Annotated in this window: 14 protein-coding genes; 10 read left to right on the forward strand and 4 right to left on the reverse strand. The window is 42.1% G+C overall.

All coding sequences use genetic code 11. From position 1 onward, the window contains the following. Positions 1–40: 40 nt before the first annotated feature. The 6 genes from VK541_RS11655 (at position 41) to VK541_RS11680 (ending at position 5,689) form a co-directional block, all read left to right on the forward strand. Positions 41–2,413 carry an ABC transporter permease gene (locus VK541_RS11655; RefSeq protein ID WP_324370223.1) on the forward strand — a complete coding sequence of 791 codons (2,373 nt, stop codon included), beginning with the start codon at positions 41–43 and terminating at the stop codon, positions 2,411–2,413. Positions 2,414–2,476: 63 nt separating this feature from the next. After that, on the forward strand, positions 2,477–2,665 hold the full coding sequence (locus VK541_RS11660; protein ID WP_324370224.1) for a hypothetical protein: 189 nt from the start codon (positions 2,477–2,479) through the stop codon (positions 2,663–2,665). 394 nt (positions 2,666–3,059) lie between these two features. Then, positions 3,060–3,704 (forward strand): DUF6266 family protein, encoded by a 645-nt coding sequence (locus VK541_RS11665; RefSeq protein WP_324370225.1) that lies wholly within the window; start codon positions 3,060–3,062, stop codon positions 3,702–3,704. A gap of 424 nt (positions 3,705–4,128) precedes the next feature. Beyond that, the gene (locus tag VK541_RS11670; protein WP_324370226.1) at positions 4,129–4,500 is read left to right on the forward strand and encodes a hypothetical protein; all 372 of its coding nucleotides are present in this window, start codon (positions 4,129–4,131) and stop codon (positions 4,498–4,500) included. Further along, positions 4,479–5,018 carry a CHAP domain-containing protein gene (locus VK541_RS11675; RefSeq protein ID WP_324370227.1) on the forward strand — a complete coding sequence of 180 codons (540 nt, stop codon included), beginning with the start codon at positions 4,479–4,481 and terminating at the stop codon, positions 5,016–5,018. The genes VK541_RS11670 and VK541_RS11675 overlap by 22 nt, the downstream gene beginning before the upstream one ends. Before the next feature lie 11 nt (positions 5,019–5,029). Beyond that, positions 5,030–5,689 carry a DUF6266 family protein gene (locus tag VK541_RS11680; protein ID WP_324370229.1) on the forward strand — a complete coding sequence of 220 codons (660 nt, stop codon included), beginning with the start codon at positions 5,030–5,032 and terminating at the stop codon, positions 5,687–5,689. 27 nt (positions 5,690–5,716) lie between these two features. Here VK541_RS11680 and VK541_RS11685 read toward each other — a convergent pair whose 3' ends face one another. The 4 genes from VK541_RS11685 to VK541_RS11700 form a co-directional block, all read right to left on the reverse strand. Beyond that, positions 5,717–5,920, reverse strand: a complete 204-nt coding sequence (locus VK541_RS11685) for a hypothetical protein (RefSeq protein WP_324370231.1) — start codon at positions 5,918–5,920, stop codon at positions 5,717–5,719. 18 nt (positions 5,921–5,938) lie between these two features. Continuing rightward, on the reverse strand, positions 5,939–7,678 hold the full coding sequence (locus VK541_RS11690) for a hypothetical protein (RefSeq protein WP_324370232.1): 1,740 nt from the start codon (positions 7,676–7,678) through the stop codon (positions 5,939–5,941). Between the two features lie 95 nt (positions 7,679–7,773). Beyond that, positions 7,774–8,511 (reverse strand): VOC family protein, encoded by a 738-nt coding sequence (locus tag VK541_RS11695; protein ID WP_324370234.1) that lies wholly within the window; start codon positions 8,509–8,511, stop codon positions 7,774–7,776. A 104-nt stretch (positions 8,512–8,615) separates the two neighbouring features. Next, a complete protein-coding gene (locus VK541_RS11700) occupies positions 8,616–9,386 on the reverse strand; it encodes a helix-turn-helix domain-containing protein (protein ID WP_324370236.1) in 771 nt (256 codons plus the stop codon). A 382-nt stretch (positions 9,387–9,768) separates the two neighbouring features. On the opposite strand from VK541_RS11700, the gene VK541_RS11705 reads away from it, so the two are divergent. The 4 genes from VK541_RS11705 to VK541_RS11720 form a co-directional block, all read left to right on the forward strand. Then, positions 9,769–11,406 carry a two-component regulator propeller domain-containing protein gene (locus VK541_RS11705; RefSeq protein ID WP_324370238.1) on the forward strand — a complete coding sequence of 546 codons (1,638 nt, stop codon included), beginning with the start codon at positions 9,769–9,771 and terminating at the stop codon, positions 11,404–11,406. A 137-nt stretch (positions 11,407–11,543) separates the two neighbouring features. Next, entirely contained in the window at positions 11,544–11,906 is a 363-nt protein-coding gene (locus tag VK541_RS11710; RefSeq protein WP_324370240.1) for a hypothetical protein, read from the forward strand. A 483-nt stretch (positions 11,907–12,389) separates the two neighbouring features. Then, positions 12,390–12,821 carry a hypothetical protein gene (locus tag VK541_RS11715; RefSeq protein ID WP_324370242.1) on the forward strand — a complete coding sequence of 144 codons (432 nt, stop codon included), beginning with the start codon at positions 12,390–12,392 and terminating at the stop codon, positions 12,819–12,821. A 548-nt stretch (positions 12,822–13,369) separates the two neighbouring features. Then, a partial coding sequence (locus VK541_RS11720) for a carboxypeptidase-like regulatory domain-containing protein (protein ID WP_324370244.1) occupies positions 13,370–14,273 on the forward strand: 904 nt, incomplete at its 3' end.

Below are 14,273 nucleotides of genomic sequence, written 5' to 3' on the forward strand. Positions count from 1 at the left end.
CAGTTCTATCTTATCTTTAACCGATCAACCAGGCGCTGCCATGTTCAGACTCAATTTAAAAATCGCTTTGCGTAATCTTTGGAGAAACAAGACTTCTTCTGTGATTAATATTATTGGTCTGGCAACAGGTTTGGCCTCCTGCCTTTTACTGCTGTTGTACGTGAACTACGAATGGAATTTCAACAGGCAATCCAAAGGTGCCGACAAGGTTTATCAGGTACTGATTAATTTCCAGGATGCATCTGGAAAGATCACCAGTACGGGTGGTCAGCCAGGGAATATCATCCACGCAGCGATCAGAGAACGTGCTCCGGAAATTGATGCGGTAGCACGAATCACCGGAGGCGGGCAGACACTCATTGCCAATGGCAGGACAAGCTTTAAAAGGGTTTCAATATTTGCAGATCCTGAAATACTGAAGATCTTCAATTACGAATTTGTAGCTGGCAATCCCACTATAGCGCTTGATGCGCCGAATTCTGTTGTCGTAACGGAACAGACCGCAAAGCTGTTGTTTGGCGGGGTCAATGTGCTCAATAAAAGTATAAAATACGACAACGACAGGGACCTGAAGATCACCGGTGTGATCAAAGACTTTCCGGCCAATACTTCCATTAAGTTCGATTATCTCTTGCCCTGGTCTTTCCTGGAGTCGATAAATGGAAATGTCAAAATTTGGAACTGGAGCGACTTCAGCTGGCCGGTGATGGTCAAGGTAAACGACCCCTCAAAAGTCGATTTGATCAACGGCAAGATCAAAGGCCTGTTCAATGAGCGAACTCCCGATACCAGGGGGGAGAATTTCTTATTTCCATTCACTAAAACACACCTCTATAGTAAATTTGTTAACGGAAAAAGTGCTGGTGGTGACATTGAAAAAATTTATCTGTTTATTGGCCTGGCATTTGGCATCTTATTGATCGCCTGCATCAATTTTATGAATATGGCGACTGCCAAATCGGAGCGCAGGGCGAAGGAAGTGGGTATCAGGAAGACCATTGGCGCCACAAGGGCTTCATTAATTATACAGTTCCTTACCGAAGCGATGGTACTGACTATTGGAAGTGTATTATTGGCAATAACCACTGTAGAACTTACTTTGCCTATGTTCAACAATTTGCTGGGTATAGAAATCTCCATTGACTATGGCAATATCTGGTATTGGCTGGTCATTTTTGGAGTGGTATTGGTTACCGGATTGCTGTCAGGGTTATATCCTGCGCTGTTCCTCTCTGCTTTCAACCCCGTTCAAACTTTAAAAAGAAAGACCGCAAGGGCAAAGTCAGTCCCTGTCAATTTGAGGCAGGTGTTGGTTGTGGGCCAGTTTTGCTTTGCCATTATGCTGATCATCGCTACGCTGGTGATCTACAAACAGATCAGCTTCATTAAAAACAGGCCGATTGGCTACAACGCAAATCTGCTGGCAGAAATGCCGCAGGAGGGCGAGCTTTCCCGTAAATTTGAGGTCTTCAAATCGCAAGTCCTGAAAACAGGAGCCGTCACCGCTGTAAACCAGGCCGCTGGCAGTCTTTCCAGCGTGAGTAACTGGTTTTCGGGTTTCGAATGGCCCAATCGGGCTCCGGGACAAGAGGATATTGTTTTTAACCGTTTGGAAACGGCTTATGATTTTGTGAAGACCAGTGGTGTGGAGCTGGTCGCAGGACGTGATTTTTCTAAGGACTTTGCTTCTGATATGGAAGGGGTTCTGCTGAGCAGCTCGGCGGTAAAGGTGATGAACCTTCAAAATCCGGTGGGCACCAGGGTGAGACTCAATGGCAAGGATTTGCATGTAATTGGGGTGTTCAAAGATTTTATCTGGGAGTCACCTTATCAGCCTGCTAAACCACTGGTCATCAATTTCAATAGGGACAAAGGCTATAGAATCAACATGCGTCTGAATCCTGCCAACAGTCTAAGCCGGAATGTGGAACTGATCTCAGCTGTCGCAAAAAGGCTGAATCCGGCATATCCGGTCGACATTAGGTTTGTGGACCATCTGTACGCCCAAAAACTGCAGTCTGAAAAGATCCTGGGCATTCTGGCCAACCTGTTTGGAGGCATCGCGATATTGATCTCATGCATGGGGCTTTATGGCCTGGTGGCCTACAGTGCGGAACAGCGTACGAAGGAATTTGGTGTGCGCCGTGTACTGGGCGCTTCAGTGAGCAATATCATGAGGTTGCTGTCGTTTTCGTTCCTGAAAATGGTGTTTGTCGCTGCTTGTATTGGCGTACCTTTGGCTTATTACTTGATGAACAGGTGGCTCACTAATTTTGAATTCCGGACAAGCATATCATTGACGGTTATATTGATATCTATAATTGGCACTGCCGTTGTTGCATTTCTGACGGTCAGTTTTCAGGCGTACAAGGCTGCAAAGGCCAATCCTGTGGAAGCGCTAAAGTATGAGTAATAGGGGGGATTGATTATGCCATCCTCTATAGATCATTTAAGAAATGCAATAATAGATAAGCTAATGGCTATTTCTAACAAGGATTATTTAGTTGCATTAAATAAGTTAATGGAAAGTGCGGTCGAAAAAGATGTAGCTGAGGAAGTATTGCCCAAACACGTAATTGTAGGAATTAAAAAAGGGCAGGCTGATTTTGAAGCTGGGCGATACATTACATTCGATACGTTTAAGAAAAAGCTTTCTGCTAAATAGTGAGTTGGGAAATTTTAATCTCCGAAACTGCTGTCGAAACCTTCGAAGCAATTCGGGCTCAAATCCTGCAACGGCTAGGAAATAAAGCTGTCGAAGACTTTGAGAAAAATACTTCTCACTTTTCTATTATTTCACAAGAACATGAAAAGTCAAGATGAAAAGTAAATTCATTTAAAGAGTGAGATTCCAAAATCCTTCCAAAATCAGCGCTGAAATTCCCAATCTCTCCCAATCCCTTCCATAATGATTTAGGAGCTTTGTGCTTGTTTTTAAGCTGTTTATGTTTGTTCTGTCGCTGCTGTTGAGCGGCGATGTTTTATGTGATCGAGGCCGGTGCACAGGTGTGAAGAACATAAGAGTTAACAGATTTATTAACATTTTAAATAACAAGATTATGGCATTTTTATTAGGCGGCCCGTATTATCATATGCAGGGTAGGGCCGGAAACAACGTGGGCCGGGTGGTCAAGGGCAGGAATGTCTTTGGGATGCGTCCGGCAAAGTCCAACAGACCGCCAAGTGCGGCGCAGCTCGATGTTCAGATGCAGCTGAGCCTGATGGCTGGCTGGATGAGCGAGATGAGTGGTTTTATTAAAATCGGCTTTGAGGATTATGATTCGGAGATGAGTCCATGGAATGCAGCTTTGAAGTATAATCTGGCCAATTCGATCACGGGTGTTTCGCCAAATTATACGATCGATTATCCGAAGGTGCTGTTTAGCCGTGGTAAACTGGCCCAGGGCAAAAACGTGGTCATGGCGACTACGGTGGATGCGCAATTGGATTTTACATGGTCGGCTGCGGTGCCTTCTTTGAAAGTTGGTGCGGGTACGGATAAGGCGATTTTTGTGGTGTACAATCCGTCGAAACAGGAGTGGGATGTGTCGAGTGGCGCGGCGACGAGGTCTTCGCTTTCGTATGATATGTTGCTGCCTGTGGATTGGAGTGGCGATAATGTTCAGGTGTGGTGCTCGTTTTTGAGTACTAACAACAAGGAAGTGAGTACGACTCAGTTTTTGGGCGCGACGGTCGTTCAGTAATTTGTTGAGAAAAACTGGTGAACTCCTCCTGGACTGGGACACAGCTGCGCAATGCCCCTATGTCCATCGGAGTCACCAGTTTTTCTCTCTCACAAACAAATTATGAACGCAGGTCATCGACCAAATTAATTTGAGTCTGCTTAAAAGGGAAGGGTTAAAAATGGTGATCTCCTCTAGGGCTCGGGTTTACTCGAAGTATCGATTGATTTTGGTCTCGTAGAGCTCCTTCGTCGGTTTCAAGGCGCTGAAGGGCGCATGAAAGCAATGCCCATCGGAGACACCATTTTTAAAGTAAAGCAGGGTGGTTAAGCGTTTCGTCATGCTGAGTTTATCTCAGTATCCCGGCCTTGCTATTTCGGGATCCTGACCTGCGTCAGGATGACGATCGCTTTAAAATTTAAGAGAAATTAAATAAGAAAAAATTATGAAGACAATGTTTTTAAATGCATTCCGGGAAAGGGATGTGGAGGTAGCGAGGGTGGTGCTGTTGTTTGTGATCTTGTTGTTGATGTGGCCGATGGTGCAGCAGCAGCTTTTGAGGTTTGATGTGACGGTAGGTTATGTGGATCCGGGTATTTTGGTGCTGGTGGTGATCAGCCTGATCTGTTTTTTGGGCTTGATCGGTTTGTGCTGGTGGTTGTTTAGCAAGTTTTTGCTGGTGTTTGGGCTGCCGGGGTTTGGTAGTTTGGTTTTACGTTTTAATGAGTTAGAATTATGGTTTCAGTTAGGTTTTTATTTTGGGGTGTATGCGCTACTGTTGTTAGCTGGTGTGGGGTGTTTTGTAGCGGTGTTGTAGGTTTTAATAGCGAGTCCGGGGTTCTGAAACAAGTTCAGAATGACGACCGTAATAATAAAAAGAATTATGAAAGAGTTATTGAAATCGCCCGAAAAGAAATCGGGGTTAGGGAAGAAGGTGGTGAAAATTGTGGTGTCGCTGTTAAGGGATATCTTAGTTACGTGGGCATCAAATCGCCTGCGCCGTGGTGCGCGGCTTTTGTGAGTTGGTGTTTTGGGCAGGCGGGGTTTGTTCAGCCCAGGACAGCGTGGTGTCCGGCACTCTTTCCCGACGCAAGGTCGGGAAAGGCTCCCCAGGGACGACTTAGAAAGGACCCGCTTCCGGGGAGGATCATGGGAATTTATTTTCCGTCGAAGGGCAGGATAGCGCATTGCGGGATTGTAGAAAAGGTGCGGGGTGATTTTGTGTATGTTATTGAGGGGAATACGAATGTGGCGGGGGGCCGGGATGGTGATCGTGTGATGCGCAGGTTGAGGCATAATAGGACAATCGCGAGGTATGCGGATTGGTTAAATTAAAAAAGAACATTATGGCAATATTAAAAAATGGTTTGTTTGGGGCGGTGAGTGGCCGTCTGGGCAATACAGTAATTTATCAAAAAGATAATAAAATGTTTGTACGGATGATAGGAAAGCGAAAAGCGCCACTTTCGGAAAATGAATTGGCCAACAGGTTTGCTTTTGGAGTGGTGATGGGTTTTTTGAAGGTGATGAGGCTTTTAATAAATGTGGGTTTTGCTGTGGCGGCTAAATCGGATGGCATGTACCCGATGAATAAGGCGGTTTCGGTCAATAGAAAATGGGCTTTAACGGGTTCGTATCCTGATGTGGAAATTGATTATGCCAGGGCATTGCTGAGTTTCGGGAGCTTGTATGGTCTGGCAGGTCCGTCTGTTGTACTGGAGGGCAATGCGCTTAATTTTAGCTGGGAAGTGGATGTGTCTATGGGCTGGCCTTATGCGATCGACCAGGTGATGGTTCTGGCTTATTTCCCCGATTTGGTTTTGGAGGAGGGGTCAGGGTTGCAAAAAGCTTATTTTTCTTTGAATGCGGCTTTGCGAAAGTCAGGTCATGCTTCGTTGGATTTACCTGATGAACTGGTCAATGAGCGGATGGAGGTCTATGTGACGGTGGTATCGAACGATAAACTGAGTGCTTCGATGAGTCAGTATCTGGGGAGGTTGAATTGAGCGTTTCATTCATGAGCTCCAATTTGATCACCTGGAGAACAGAAATGAATCATCATCATCTTCCCCGAACTTTTTATCTCCGTTGGAATCTGTTGTTGCCTGAATCAGGATGGTCAGCGTACTGCCGGTTTTAAAGCTATTCACATTTCTTTGGCGTGATCTGTTTGAATTGCTTCCCTGACTGTGTTGAAGTAAAAAGATAGGAGGGATCTTTGTGGTCAAGCTGCCCATGGTACCTGATTGGACCGCCTACTTAATCGCCACCTGATGTATCGAATAATTTGACTTACTGCCATGGATATTGCCATTGGTAGAACGGTCCCTACCCAGGCCCAGATAGAGTTTGTTTCTAATTGGAAACATAAAACCATAATTTTGACTCACCCAGGCAGTAAAATAACTGTACCCGGACACCGGCGACCATTTATCTTGCTGAGGATCGTATACTGCGAACAAAGAAGAGTAATTACTGGCATAGCCATCTGAGTAATTCCCGCCATAGATGTAAATTTTGTTATTAAAGCTGGTGAGGTAAGAATCACCGGCACCAACTTCCCTGTCCGTAATCCAATTTCTTTTAACCAACGCCTTGCCTGATACATTAAAAAGATAAAACTCATTGACAAAATTGGCAGTTGCGCTTTCCTGTTTTCCATAGTCTGAATTCATTAGAAAAACCTGACCATTATTCACAACTGAAGTCCATATACCCTTAAAAGGCAGGTCCATATAATGAGTCCAGCTCTCATCTGCTGGGTTGTAAACCCTAACGCGATAAGCAGATGAAGTAGTCTCTCCATTTAAGGATTCCGCAGTCAAACAATACAGCTTATCTCCATAAACAAAATAATCCATCACCTTTAAGGCTCTTTCTTCAGATGAATTGGTCGTGTGAAACAGCCTGGTGTTTTTAGCTTGTCCTGTGCGGGGATCATAGGAAATGATCAGCTCATCGTAAGTGCGGGGAATCTCAGCGTATGGACCTCCGTAAGCATGCATCACTGGCTTAAAGTAAACAATTCCGTTAATTACTTTTGCTGGTGAGGTAGTATTGTAAATGTGTCTGGCAATTTCTTCAGGAACGGGAAGATTCTGCCATACATTGGTTTCAGGATCCCAGCTATAGAAGTACACTCCATCGGAACCATAGTTTATATAGGTAAAAAGCTTTCCGTTGTATTCAAAAAAGCAACCGCCGGTGGTCCGAGCCACTGGATGCTTTACAGCATTTAGCAGCCCGCCATTAACTACGGTCAGGTCCACAGTATATTCCAGTTTATTCAGATAGTAAAACTTAAGTGTTGCCCTGCCAAGAGGAAAGTCATCCGGCACATCAAAAAGAATATGTTTATGCGTTTCAGGATGATACACCGGATCTATCCTGCCGACAGAAACCGGTATGTCATTAAGCGTAGCACGATAATTCTCCACGTTGACATCATTTGTTACCGCATCAATTATCAGGGAATTATCGTATGTGCCGATGACCCCGCCTTCATAATTCATAAAGAAATCCTTTGGATGGTTGTTATACGCAGCCTTACCGTTAACTATGTATTTATTCTTGATCTGGTAGGTTGCTATCTTCTGACGTAAAATCGGGGAATAACTTTTAACCCCGTCTTCATCGACCATGTAAAGCCGGAACCAAATTAGATCATCCGATGGTGGTAAGTTGTAAGGCCATTCAATTTTGGCATAATACCTGCCATTGCGCAATATCACTTTCCGTTCCATATAGTCCTGGTATGCACCTGCTAATTGTGTTGAATCAAGGGCGGTTAGCATACCTGTAACCTTTGCTGTTTTGTTAAGCTGAAAGGAAACTACAATAGAAAGCTGTTCAATGCTATCAATTTGCAAATCCTTATAAAAAGGCAGTTCAATCGGCTTTTCGGGTTCTTCCGTGGGGATATTCTGCTTGTCTTTTTTACAAGCGACAACCAGCAGGGTTAAAATAAAAAATATGAAGAGTAAGTTGTGGCGCATGAGAGGTCAATAGTTATAAAACATTTTTGTGAAGATAAAAATAACTAATGCAAGTCAATGTATTCCACTTATTTTAAAGTGAAAACCCAGTTGTATTATCCCAACAACGATAAATATTTCTTCCTGATCATTTGCCATTTAGCGTCATCGCCTTCATGCGTTTTCAAAAGTGCGCTAAGTCCCGTGTCATTCGGAGGTTGTCCCACTTTTTGCTGAATATCAAGCACCACCAGAAGGTATTTTGCTTTGTCCAGGTCGCTTAGCAAAGCTATATCTATGTCATATCTCGACAAATTATCTGCCGCCATTTGAGGATCTTCCTTGGAATATACGATATCGTATAAGACCGTAAACAGCTTTGCATAATTCTTATTGTCCAGGGTCCGCAGAAAAGTAGGTTGGTCTGCTTTTCTTGGTGAGCCTATAAACAACGTATTACCACCGGGATCAGTTAAAGTAAACCTTCGGTCGTCTTTCAAATCACGTACTGTAGTAAATCGTGGTATTCCCGATCGTGGCACATTGCCGGTATGCTCTTTTAGCGAACTGGCAAATGCGTCATGTAGTGCATCCACTTCGTTTACACGGATGTAACACATTGTCGAATTGGCCGCGGGAATTATCTTCCTGCTGCCATAGAACATCAGTTCAATGGTGCCTAGTTTCACATATGCAAAGGGATTAGGAGATGTTTGTATCTGAATAACCTCAAATCCCAGGCGCTGGTAAAATGCCACTTGTGTCTTCACATCAGGACATGCTAAAACCGGGATTGCTTTTTCCTCTTGTTTATCGCTTTGCTTGTTGTCGTCTATTGCTAATGCATCTTTCATATTACGATCTTTCAATTGATAATGTTTGTTTAAGTCCACCTAACGATTTCCTGAGTCGAAGGTAAAAGGAAGAAAAACGGCAAAATTGTAAAAAATAGACATTCTCAGTAGTTGGTTAGCGATAGAAACTTATTAGGGCTGAAGCCTGAGAATTTTTTAAACTCGTGGATGAAATGAGCTTGATCATGATAACCCAAATCGTAAGCGATTTCGGTAAGCGTGTCATAGCTGTGACTATTTGAAACCGCTGTTTCAAAACGTATGATTCTTGAATAAAGCTTCGGATTGAAACCTGTGTATCCCATAAACCTCCTTTCAAACTGTTTTTGGGAAAGGCAAGATTCAGTTGCAAGACAACTGACTTTTATAATTCCTTTGAGCTGCCTTATTTGGTTAATGGCGTTAAGTATCGCTTTGTCTTCAAAGTATCTTTTTGCCAGCTGAGATTTGAAAAAATCGGTGAGAATTTTTACACGCTGAGCGGCATCAGTTGCAGCGGTCAACTTCTCATTGATCATCTGACCCTGACCGTTCAGCAAATCCTCAACATCAAGCACCTCATTGGTCAGATCAGAGGTGGAAATATCAAAAAATAGGGGAATGGCATGAGAAAACAAAGACACGCCAAATAGATCTATCATCCCATTCATGGGAAATTGTCTGAAATTTTCAGTATGCCCAAGAATAGTAGAAAATATTAACTCCGGATGCGTATTACCAAATGAATAATGAAATCCAAATGCGAGCTCTGTCTGCGTATTTGCAGTTGAAAAATAGGCAGAATCGGCTTTCGCTGAGTTGTGCCATTTGCCCGCCCAAAAATGGCTGACTAAATCTTTTAGTTCCAGGCTGGGTTGAATCACTTTATAGCTCATACTCAATGGACTTGGAGGATCTGGCCTTCAAGTTAAGCAAAAATAGGAGCAATTGCGCCGATACATTGATATTGCTATATTTATAAGTCGTTTGACGTAGTGGACCGGGAAACCAAATAATCACAATTTAACAAAGGATGAAACTAAAACCAGCATCACTTTTTCCATTTTTGGATTGGTGAAAGTGGTTTTGAACTGATGTGGTAATCGATAAACGAATACGACTTTCAGCATAGGGAAACTGGCCCAAGGTATAAGGCCATCTTCGACGATTTATTTACAAAGTTTACATTTTTATTTACAATCCAGATTCCTCAGGCTGAAAAATATCAAAGTAGATTCGCTGAATCAATTCTAATAGGATCAATAAATAAAATAAATTATGAAATACATACACGTATATACTTTGTTCTTAATGTCTGTTTTTCTCACTTCCTGTGGACAAAGCCAAACAAACGCACCAAAGGATAACATCAAGTCCGAAATCAAAGACATAGGGCCTAACATAATGGTTCGTAATATAAAAAAAGGCAGAAATGGCACCATTTTAATTGCTGGCCCGAACAACTCATCATTTGGTGATGTTTTTCGATACGATGGAAAATCTTTTACTAATCTTACCAATAAAATAGGTTCGCACCGATTCTGGGATGTCCTGGAAGATCGACGAGGAAATATTTGGTTCACTTCTACTGATTCAGGCGTTTATTATTACAACGGGAAATCCATTCAACATTTCACTACCACGGAGGGACTTGCCAATAATCGGGTTATGTCCGTTTATGAAGATAAAGCCGGCATTATTTGGTTTGGCACCGGAGGTGGAGTAAGCCGCTACGATAGGAAATCTTTTCGAAATTTTAAAAATCCGAACCCCTCGCGTGTTTATAAAGGAGGAAATTGGAACAATGATTTTACCTGGAACAATGATATTACTACAATCATTGAAGATAAAACCGGGAAATTATGGGTTGGCACAAGGGGCGATGCTTTCGTTTTTGACGGAAAAACATTTACCCCGTTAATCCATAAGGGCAAAACTTTTACAAACGTTTGGAGTATAATCGAAGATAGAAAAGGCAATATTTGGCTTGGTGACGTGACCAATGGCCTCTGGCGCTATGACGGCAGTACCTTTACTTGGGTATCGCAGAAGGGTGCTTATACTATAATCGAGGATAAAAAAGGAAACATCTGGACTACTGGTCCGGTAAATACTGCTCATGTGGCGGTCTGGGCTCTGTCCCGTTATGATGCAAAGTCCTTGTATAGTAATAAGCCCACTGTAGTCGAAATTATGTTAGGAGATGCTTTTTTGGGGCTTTTGGAAGCTAACGATGGAGGTATTTGGTTTGGATCTGCGACCGGAGTGTATCGTTATGATGGAAAGACCATCACGGACTTTTATAATAAAGAGGGTCAGAAAAAATATATCATAGATACGAAGCAAAGTGTTGTTATATGGAAAGGTTCTATGCTACTTGGTGCATGGGAAGGTTCTAAGTTTCTTGGTGATGGTTCCGGTACAGGGGACGTCGATATATTAAAAGGAGAATTGTTGATCGAAAACCGTCATCTGGTGGGCGGTGCAGTTGAAGTCGACATGAATACAATTGAACAAAAATTTGATGATCCAGGTCCACACAATAAATTACCTGCATTTTTTGATGTCAAAAAATTCCCTGTTTCTACATTCTCAATTACGAAGGTTGAAACAGGGAGTGATGGAAAAACTGAAGGGAGGAACGGGAACATGACCATTGAAGCTGTCGCAACTATAAAAGTTACAGGGAACCTGACCATTGAAGGGATCACGAAGGCAGTTACTTTTCCAGCCAATATGCTTTTTAAGGACGGAATGGACGGAACTGTCGTGATGAATGGCACGCTGATCATTGATCGAACAGATTGGGGTATCGATTATGCATCAGAAAAGCACTTTGCTATTGGTGATGGAACTATTTCGGACGACGTTAAACTCTTTATGAAAATCGTAGCAACTGAACGAACAGGCCTATAGGTAACAAGGGCACAATAATGAGAGATATTCCAATTCCATAACCATTAATACCAATACGTCGAAAAAGTAACCGGTGTGGTAATTATCGCGGTTAGGAGGTAAATATTGAGTAAGGAAGCCTCGAACCTCTAGCTACCATGAATACTAAATATAGCTTCCACTCTCCGTCAGTTGAAATCCCTATATTAGCCTCTCAAACACTAATTAATGCAATTCTCAATCAAACTCGTTATCACATTTATGCAAGTGCTCAAACAAATAACCCGGATCCTAAGACGGCGCTTCTGGATCTCTTAAAAGTTAAACATGACTATGAGCGGACGCTCACTCTGGGAAAAAAGTTTGATACAGTGCCATATAAAGCAAAATATAAAAGCCCTTTGAGCTCTACACATGATATTAGGAATAGGATTTCCTTATTAACATACTTTAAAGCAGTAAAGTTGAGCCTGGAAGGATCGAAAGACATACTGCCGCCACTACGTGAGATTTCTAAATAAGTCTCCCTTAACCTCACAAATACATCACACCCGTATCGCATACAGATCTCACCCGGGTTTGACAGGGTCTGAGTACGATGAAAAGATCAAGCGAACGATAGTTTACATCGTTAGGAATTTTTTAAATAAATATACTCATCATGCATTGGTGTATTTTTGTTATCCCGACGATGAATATTCCAGACATAGAAGTATCATCTTTAGTAAGTGGTGCAATGAAGAAATGATGGAGGATATCGAGCACATAAAAAGAAATTCAGTCTTCAGGAACGAAAAATTTTATGGTGGTATGTTAGTATTAAAATCAAATCCACTACGAACACTTCTAATTAAAGCAGTTTTGGATTTCATTGATGATCTGGCGAACCAAAAATATAGCCCAATGATTTGAAGTGGTTAGTCTGAATAACCAAAAACAAATCCTTTCACATTGTGAATTACTAAAAATATTAGTAATTTTGTCTTGCCTAAATACTTACCATTATGCCAAGACCTAACAACAACCGCTACCGATCTGAAATCTTCAATCAGCAACCGGGGTACACACCCCAAGAAGACTCCTACAAACCCTACTGGGAAAACGAGTACCATTATGTCACCAAATTACTGGAACAAAAACTGCTGAACTTTATACGCCGGAATGAACGGCTCAGGACGAATATCGTTTACCTGGCCCGTTTTGTAAATGTCACGGAAACCGATATTATATTCAATCTTACTGATTTTAAGGACAGTTATAAGTTCAAGTTTATCATGCCCGATTTTGAGGGATACTGTGCAAAGTTTATAGAGATATTTACGCCCGTACTTCAGGACTTCCTGAAAGAAATAGGATATAATGCCCATGGGTTTAGCTTCAAGCTGCGTATGGATGGCAACGACTGGCAAAAGAACAAAACAGTATTTGCTGATTAACGTGGTGATGAAAATTTAGTGTAAACAACTTGGAAAACCATACGGGTATATTGATTTTGGTATGTGAATGACTTAATAAATGCCAAAAACTACAAACAATTGCGATATTATTTTAAAATTAACTTTTTCTGTATCCGGTATATTTGTTTCACTAAACCGCCAATACAAACCATATTCAGACAAATGAAAATAAGAACCACATCATTCCGAACAGCATTGTTGTAGTTACATTTTAATATGTTAAAAATACCCAATTAATTTCATTGGAGGGTTCCTTATTTCCGAAATTTTAATAGCAGTGTTAACCAAATTTTTGAACATCCATATGAATACCATATTTAAGTGCCATGACGCCAAGGATTTATCAATGAAAGGAAGGTGTATATGATTTAAAAACTATCCAACATATTTGCTAGCTCTCTTTAGTATTTACATCCAAATAAATACACCTAGCTGACATCAATCACCATAGTTCCTGATTATAGTTTGGAACTGAAAAATCAACTTAAAACACCTTCTTTAATATTACAATTTAAACTGAGTAAAGTATGAAGAAAATACTTATCCTCTTATGTCTGTGCTTTACGTGCAATTTTGTATTCGCGCTTAAATTCAGTGAAATAGAGTTATCTAATAAAAGATTTCAACCGCGTATGGTAACCGGGGTAATCCTGGATGAGACGGGTTTACCAATACCAAGTGCTACGATTACCGTAGAAGGTTCGATGCCAAAACGTGGAGCCACAACTAATGATCAGGGAAAGTACAGCATACAGATCAACAGTGACAATGATGTGCTTATTGTTTCTTATATAGGGTATACGACCCAGAAGATCTTAATCGGTGATCGCAAATCGCTCGATATAACATTGCTTCCTGACAAGAATGCCCTGGAAGAGGTTGCCGTTGTTGCCTTTGGAACTCAGAAGAGAACGGACCTCGTAGGTGCTGTTACTTCCATCAAGGTCTCCGATCTTAAGATTCCTTCTAGTAATCTAACCACCGCACTAGCAGGAAGAGCAGCAGGGCTGATCGGTTTTCAGCGTAGCGGGGAGCCCGGGCAGGACAATGCCGACTTTTTTATCCGTGGTGTAACTACGTTTGGTTACAAAAATTCACCATTGATCCTCATTGACGGAGTGGAACTCACAACGACTGATCTGGCCCGCTTACAGCCCGATGATATTGCCAGCTTCTCAATCATGAAAGATGCAACTTCCACAGCTGTCTATGGAGCCCGGGGGGCAAACGGAATCATTTTGGTGACAACCAAACAGGGTGCAGTCGGCAAAGCTCAGATTAGTTTTCGCGCAGAAAATTCTGTTTCTACCTCGGTCAGTAATATTGAACTGGCTGATCCTGTCACTTTTATGAAGCAAGCCAATGAGGCAATCCTTACACGCAATCCATTAGGTACGATTCTGTACAGCGAAGAAAAAATCGCCAATACGG

Origin of the sequence: Pedobacter sp. (assembly GCF_035317785.1) — a bacterium.
Taxonomy (GTDB): Bacteria; Bacteroidota; Bacteroidia; order Sphingobacteriales; family Sphingobacteriaceae; genus Pedobacter.

What these genes read in the sequence shown, in the direction of transcription:
- VK541_RS11655 (WP_324370223.1), top strand. Translation starts at nt 41, where the DNA reads ATGTTCAGACTCAATTTAAAAATCGCTTTGCGTAATCTTTGGAGAAAC.
- VK541_RS11660 (WP_324370224.1), top strand. Translation starts at nt 2,477, where the DNA reads ATGGCTATTTCTAACAAGGATTATTTAGTTGCATTAAATAAGTTAATG.
- VK541_RS11665 (WP_324370225.1), top strand. Translation starts at nt 3,060, where the DNA reads ATGGCATTTTTATTAGGCGGCCCGTATTATCATATGCAGGGTAGGGCC.
- VK541_RS11670 (WP_324370226.1), top strand. Translation starts at nt 4,129, where the DNA reads ATGAAGACAATGTTTTTAAATGCATTCCGGGAAAGGGATGTGGAGGTA.
- VK541_RS11680 (WP_324370229.1), top strand. Translation starts at nt 5,030, where the DNA reads ATGGCAATATTAAAAAATGGTTTGTTTGGGGCGGTGAGTGGCCGTCTG.
- VK541_RS11685 (WP_324370231.1), bottom strand. Translation starts at nt 5,920, where the DNA reads ATGGGCAGCTTGACCACAAAGATCCCTCCTATCTTTTTACTTCAACAC.
- VK541_RS11690 (WP_324370232.1), bottom strand. Translation starts at nt 7,678, where the DNA reads ATGCGCCACAACTTACTCTTCATATTTTTTATTTTAACCCTGCTGGTT.
- VK541_RS11695 (WP_324370234.1), bottom strand. Translation starts at nt 8,511, where the DNA reads ATGAAAGATGCATTAGCAATAGACGACAACAAGCAAAGCGATAAACAA.
- VK541_RS11700 (WP_324370236.1), bottom strand. Translation starts at nt 9,386, where the DNA reads ATGAGCTATAAAGTGATTCAACCCAGCCTGGAACTAAAAGATTTAGTC.
- VK541_RS11705 (WP_324370238.1), top strand. Translation starts at nt 9,769, where the DNA reads ATGAAATACATACACGTATATACTTTGTTCTTAATGTCTGTTTTTCTC.
- VK541_RS11710 (WP_324370240.1), top strand. Translation starts at nt 11,544, where the DNA reads ATGAATACTAAATATAGCTTCCACTCTCCGTCAGTTGAAATCCCTATA.
- VK541_RS11715 (WP_324370242.1), top strand. Translation starts at nt 12,390, where the DNA reads ATGCCAAGACCTAACAACAACCGCTACCGATCTGAAATCTTCAATCAG.